This is a genomic window from Longimicrobiaceae bacterium (assembly GCA_035936415.1).
In the GTDB taxonomy this organism is placed as follows: Bacteria; Gemmatimonadota; Gemmatimonadetes; order Longimicrobiales; family Longimicrobiaceae; genus JAFAYN01.
The window spans coordinates 1-6,134 of the sequence record DASYWD010000157.1 but is presented as its reverse complement, the minus strand read 5'-3'; the positions used below and the strand labels follow the sequence as shown (position 1 = coordinate 6,134).

Annotated in this window: 5 protein-coding genes; all 5 read left to right on the top strand. The window is 74.8% G+C overall.

All coding sequences use genetic code 11. The features are described from left to right. Positions 1-243: hypothetical protein (locus tag VGR37_06045; protein HEV2146941.1), on the top strand; the 243-nt coding region annotated here is incomplete at its 5' end. After that, the gene (locus VGR37_06040) at positions 237-1,397 is read left to right on the top strand and encodes an anhydro-N-acetylmuramic acid kinase (GenBank protein HEV2146940.1); all 1,161 of its coding nucleotides are present in this window, start codon (positions 237-239) and stop codon (positions 1,395-1,397) included. The genes VGR37_06045 and VGR37_06040, both read left to right, overlap by 7 nt. A gap of 22 nt (positions 1,398-1,419) precedes the next feature. Further along, the gene (locus tag VGR37_06035; GenBank protein HEV2146939.1) at positions 1,420-2,622 is read left to right on the top strand and encodes a HEAT repeat domain-containing protein; all 1,203 of its coding nucleotides are present in this window, start codon (positions 1,420-1,422) and stop codon (positions 2,620-2,622) included. 30 nt (positions 2,623-2,652) lie between these two features. Further along, entirely contained in the window at positions 2,653-4,122 is a 1,470-nt protein-coding gene (locus VGR37_06030) for a glycoside hydrolase family 3 protein (GenBank protein HEV2146938.1), read from the top strand. Positions 4,123-4,273: 151 nt separating this feature from the next. After that, a complete protein-coding gene (locus tag VGR37_06025) occupies positions 4,274-6,088 on the top strand; it encodes a sodium:solute symporter family protein (protein ID HEV2146937.1) in 1,815 nt (604 codons plus the stop codon). The last annotated feature ends 46 nt before the right edge of the window (positions 6,089-6,134 follow it).

Below are 6,134 nucleotides of genomic sequence, written 5' to 3'. Positions count from 1 at the left end.
GCGGCGGCCGGGCCCGCAAACGACGCGGACGCGCGCGCCGCGGCCGAGCGCTTCGGATCGCTGCGGATGCGCACCTTCGCGATGGCGCAGCGGCGCGGGGTGGAGGTGTGGGCGTGGGAGTCGCCGGACCCCGCGGGGCGGCCGGTGACGGTGTACCAGCTCTTCACCCGGATGGTGCGCGACGACTCCGAGCTGCTGGCCGCGCTGCGCGGCAGGAGCCGCGCGGAGGGCACGGCGTGCTGATCGTGGGGCTGATGTCTGGGACCTCGCTGGACGGGGTGGACGCGGCGCTGGTGGAGATCGACGGGGAGGGGGCGGACGACGTCCGCTTCCGCCTGGTGCACTGGCTCACCGAGCCGTACGGCGAGGAGCAGCGCGAGGCCGTACACGGCGCGATCCTTGCCGGATCGGCGGAGCGTATCTGCGGTCTGCACACCGACCTGGGGGAGTGGATGGCCGCGGCGGCGGCGCGCGTGTGCGAGGAGGCCGGCGTCCCGCGCGAGCGGGTGGCGGCGGTCGGCTCGCACGGGCAGACGGTGTGGCATCGTCCCCCGGCGGACGGGCGGCGCGGCGCCACCCTCCAGCTCGGCGACCCGGCCACCATCGCGGAGCGCACCGGGATCGCCGTGGTCTCCGACTTCCGCACCCGCGACATGGCGGCGGGAGGGCAGGGGGCGCCGCTGGTCCCCTGGGTGGACCGGCTCCTCTTCTCCCTCCCCGGGAGCGCGCGGGCGCTCCAGAACGTCGGCGGGATCGGCAACGTGACCTGGGTGCCGCCGCGGGCGTCCGAAGAAAGCGCCTTCGCGTTCGACACCGGCCCGGGGAACGCCCTGATGGACGCGGCGGTGGAGCTGGCGACCGGCGGGCGGCTCTCGTTCGACCAGGACGGCCGCCTGGCGGCGCAGGGGACGGTGGACGAGGCGCTCCTGGAGGAGCTGCTCCGGCACCCGTACTTCGCCGCCGAGCCGCCCAAGTCCACCGGGCGGGAGGAGTTCGGGCGGCCGTTCGTGGAGCGGCTGGTGGCGGCCACCGAGCCGGAGGGTGACCGCGACTGGCTGGACCTGGTGGCGACGCTCACGGAGCTGACGGCGCGCTCCATCGCGGACGCGTACCGCCGCTGGATCGTTCCGCGCGGCGTGGAGCAGGTGGTGGTGACGGGAGGGGGGGCACGCAACCCGACCCTGGTGAGGAGGATCCGGACCTTGCTCGATCCCCTGGAAGTCGTCGGCGGCGAGGTGCTCGGGGTGGACCCCGAGGCCAAGGAAGCGGTGGCCTTCGCGGTCCTCGCCTGGGCGCACCTGCGCGGGATCCCCGCCAACGTCCCCGCGGCGACGGGGGCGGCGGGGCCGCGCGTGCTCGGCTCCCTCACCCCGGGCGCCGCCCCCGGGGCGGCCTGACCCCGCCCAGGAGCCCCCTCCCGTGCCCCTTCCCCGCACCCTCCCCGCCCGGGCCCTGGCCCTCCTCGCGCTGGCTACGCTCGCCGCGTGCTGGCGCGGGCAGCCCCATTCCGTCCCCGCGCCGCAGCGGCTCAGCAACGAGGTCCGCAGCATCCTCTCGGAGGACCGCCCCTCCGCGCGATTCTATCGCGACCGGGGCCGCCTGGAGCGGATGGGGGCGGAGATCGAGCCGGTGCTGGTGTCGCTGGTGGACAACCCCAACGCGGACGGCACCGTCCGCACCAACGCGCTCCTCCTCCTGGCCGACCGCCGCTCCGCCGCCGCCGTGCCGGTGCTGCGCCGCGTGGTCCTCACCGCCGAGGACGAGGACCTCCGCGTGGCGGCCGTGCAGGGGCTGCAGCGCTTCGCCGCGGAGTCGCCGGAGGCGGCCAACGCGATCCGCGGAGCGATCACCGACCCCGCGCGCAAGGTGCGCCTCACCGTCCTGCAGGCGCTGGACGTGGAGGACGTGGCGCTGATCCGCGCCCTGATCCGCAAGGAAGAGGACGCGCAGGTGCGCAGCGTGGCCAAGGCGCTGGTGGCGCTCGCGGAGTCGCGCGGGGCCGCCCTCCCGCCGGAGGGGGACGGGACGTACCGCACCACCGCCCCGGACGGCGAGGCGCAGGTGGTCTTCCACCCCTCCCGGACCGATCCCGCGGGGGTCAGCGTCGGCGCGCTCTGGGTGCAGCTTCCCGGCGAGCGCCTGGTCCCGCTGGCGCAGCAGGTGGAGGCGGTCGCCGGGGTGGTCCCCGCCTTCTTCTCGCAGGACCGCGGGGCGGTGGTGTTCGAGGCGGAGCGGGAGGTCCGCGTCCGCGACCTGAAGTCCGGCGACACGAGGGTGCTGGGGCCGGGCGTCGCGCCGCGCCCCATCCCCTTCTCCGACCGCTTCGTCTACCTGGTGGAGCAGCTCCCCGCCCGGCGGAGCGTGGAGGACGGGACGGAGCTTACCTACGAGGTGCGGGTGGCGCCCTTCGCGGAGGGGCCGGCGGAGCCGCTGGGGACCCTGGTCGCCATCGCGCGCGCCGACCGGTACGCCAACGCCTCTCCCGTGCGGTGGATGGTGGTGGGCGAGACGCCGGAGGGCTTCGTGCTGCGCGGCGAGCACATCTCCACCTTCCTCCTCCCCAACCCCTTCGAGGGGCAGCGGTTGAACCGGCCGCAGCCCCGCCGCCGGCGCCCCGAGTAGGCGGTCCGGACCTTCCAGCTCCGAGCACACGTGACCGGTCCGCACAACCTCGCCCGGCTCCTCCTCCCGGCGCTCCGCTGGAGCGCGGAGACCGGCTTCGAGCACTGCCGCGGCGAGGTGGAGGCGGGCCTCCGCCTGGGCGTGGGCGGCTTCATCCTCTTCGGGGGCGAGGCGGAGGCGGTCCGCGCCCTCACCGCCGAGCTGCACCACCGCGCCCCGCACCCCCTGCTGGTGGCGAGCGACCTGGAGCGCGGCGCCGGGCAGCAGTTCCGGGGCGCGACGCCGCTCCCCCCCGCGGCGGCCCTGGGATCGCTGGACGAGCCGGAAACGGCGGAGCGCGCCGGGGAGCTCACGGCGCGCGAGGCGCGGGCGCTGGGGGTCAACTGGATCTACGCCCCGGTGGCGGACGTGGACCTGGAGACGGAGAACCCCATCATCGGGACCCGCGCCTTCGGCACCGAGGTGGAGCGGGTGGCGGCGCAGGTGGCCGCCTGGGTGCGCGGCTGCGCGCGCGGCGGCGCCCTCTCCTGCGCCAAGCACTTCCCCGGGCACGGGCGGACGGTGGGCGACTCGCACATCGAGCGCCCCTGCGTGGACGCCCCCCGCGACGCGCTGGAGCAGGACCTCCGGCCGTTCCGGGCGGCGGTGGCGGCGGGGACGGACTCGATGATGACGGCGCACGTCTGCTACCCGGCGCTGGAGCCGGCGGGCTTCCCCGCCACCCTCTCCCCCCGCATCCTGGGCGGGCTGCTGCGCCGGGAGATGGGCTTCGACGGGCTGGTGGTGACCGACGCCCTGATCATGGAGGGGCTGGTGGAGGACATGGGCGAGGGCGAGGCCGCCGTGCTCGCCCTGGCGGCCGGGTGCGACCTCCTCCTCTACCCGGACGACGCGGAGGCGGTGGTGGCGGAGGTGCGCGCCGCGCTCGGGGACGGGAGGCTCGCCGCGGAGCGGGTGGAGGACGCGCTGCGCCGGATCGCGCGGGCGGCGGAGCGCGTCGCGGGCGGACCGGAGGGGGAGTGGGGGCGGGAGGAGGACCGGCGCTGGGCGCTGGAAACCGCCGTCCGCACCTTGCGCACGGTGCGCGGGCGTCCGGCGCTCCCCCCCGGGCCGGTGCGGCTGGTGGAGGTCGAGGACGACCTGGGCGGGCCGCACCCGCCCTACCCCCGCGACGCCCTTCCCGCCGCGCTCCGCGCCGCGGGGACCGAGCTGGCTGAGGAGGGGACGCCGCTGGTGGCGGTCTACTCCGACATCCGCGCCTGGAAGGGGCGCCCGGGGATCTCCGCGGCGGCGCGGGAGCGGGTGCGCGAGGCGACTTCCGCCCATCCGGACGCCACCGTGCTCCTCTTCAGCCACCCGCGCCTGGCCGGTGAGCTCCCCACCGCCCGGAACCTGCTGGCGGCGTGGGGGGGCGAGGCGTTGATGCAGGAGGCCGTGGCCGCGCGGCTGACCGGGGCCGCGGACATGCTCCCCAGCTTCGCGGCGGGGCTGGACCGCTGACCGCCCGCTCCCCGGGAACCGAACGCCCGCCGCGCCCTGCACCGCGGCGGGCGTGCTTTCGTGGTGGTGCCGAACTTGCTAACCGCGGGGCGGCCGGCAGGTGCGCGTGCTTCGCTGCCGGGCGTCCTTCACCCTACCGGCGGAGGTGGACGTGAGGTGGATCGACTGGGTGGTCGTGCTGGTGTACCTGTTCGCCACGCTGGGGCTGGGCGTGTACCTGGCGCGCCGGGCGTCGGGGAGTCTGGTGGACTTCTTCGTGGGCGGGCGCTCGCTCCCCTGGTGGCTGGCGGGGACTTCCATGGCCGCCACCACCTTCTCCATCGACACCCCGCTCTACGTGGCCGGGGTTGTGGGGACCCGCGGGATCGCGGGGAACTGGGAGTGGTGGGGGTACGCCATCGCGCACGTCATCCTCATCTACGTGTTCGCCCGGCTGTGGCGGCGCGCCGAGATCGTCACCGACAACGAGCTGACCGAGCTGCGCTACGGCGGCCGCCCCGCCGCGGTGCTGCGCGGGGTGAAGGGGTTCCTGTTCGCGGTGGTGATCGGCTCCATCGGGACCGGGTACGCCATGCTGGCGATGGTCAAGACGGTGGACGCGCTGCAGATCTTCCCCAGCCTGGGGCTAGACGTGGGCGACAACGGGAAGATGTGGGCGGTCGTGGCGGTCAGCGTGCTGGTGCTGGCCTACGCCGGCGTCTCCGGCCTGTGGGGGGTGGTCGCCACGGACTTCTTCCAGTTCTTCCTGGCGCTGGTGGGCGCCCTCCTGGTGGCGGTCTTCGCGGTGTCGCACGTGGGCGGGCTGGACGACGTGGTGCGGCTGGCGCAGGCGCACACGGAGTTCGACGCGCTCTCCTTCACCCCGCTCACCTTCGGGCGCGACCAGCTCGTGGGGTGGTCGCAGGCGGCGGGGATCAGCGCGCTCACCTTCTTCTCGTACGTGGCGGTGCTCTGGTGGGCCTTCCGCCGCTCGGACGGCGGCGGCGAGTTCATCCAGCGCCTTTCCGCGGTGAAGACCGAGGCGGACGCGGAGAAGGCCGCCTGGTTCTTCAACATCATGCACTACGTGGTGCGCACCTGGCCCTGGGTGCTGGTGGCGCTGGTGGCGCTCGCCATCTACCCCGACCTGGAGGACAAGGAGCTGGGCTATCCCATGCTGATGCTGGAGTTCCTCCCGACGGGGCTCCTGGGGCTGGTGGTGGCCTCGCTCCTGGCGGCGTTCATGAGCACCGTGTCCACGCTGATCAACTGGAGCGCGTCGTACATGACCAACGACCTGTACGCGCGCTTCCTCCGCCCCGGGGCCTCGCAGCGGGAGCTGGTCGCGGCGGCGCGGGTGTCGTCGGTGCTGGTGACGGTGATCGCGGCGTGGGCGGCCTTCCAGGCGCAGGACATCGGGACGGTGTACCGGCTGATCCTGGCGGTGGGGACCGGCCCCGGGCTGGTGCTGATCCTCCGCTGGTACTGGTGGCGGATCAACGCCTGGGCCGAGCTGTCGTCCATGGTGGCCGGGTTCCTGGTGGGGTTCATCACCTCGATTGATAATCCCATCTACTCGCTCAAGATCGAGGACTTCGGACTGCGGCTGATGGTGACCGCCGGGATCACGCTGCTGATCTGGGTGCCGATCATGTACCTCACCAAGCCGGAGAGCGAGGAGAAGCTGGAGTCGTTCTACCTCCGCGTGCGCCCCGGCGGGCCGGGGTGGCGCCGCTTCCAGGAGCGCACCGGGGTGCCGCCGGCCCAGGACCTGGGGAAGGACCTGCAGCGGGTGCTCGCCGGGATCCTGATCGTCTTCGGGCTGATGTTCGCGGTGGGGGCGCTCCTCCTCTATCGCTGGACCACGCTGGGGGTCACGGCGGCGATGGCCGCGGCGGGGTTCGTCTGGCTCCGGTCGCTGGGCCCGTCGGTCGCCGCGCCCCCGCGCCCGGAGGCGCCCACCCACCCGCACCCCGGGAGGGCCTGATGCGCCGCGCGCTCTTGGCCGCTCTCGGCGCGGCCCTGCTCCTCGC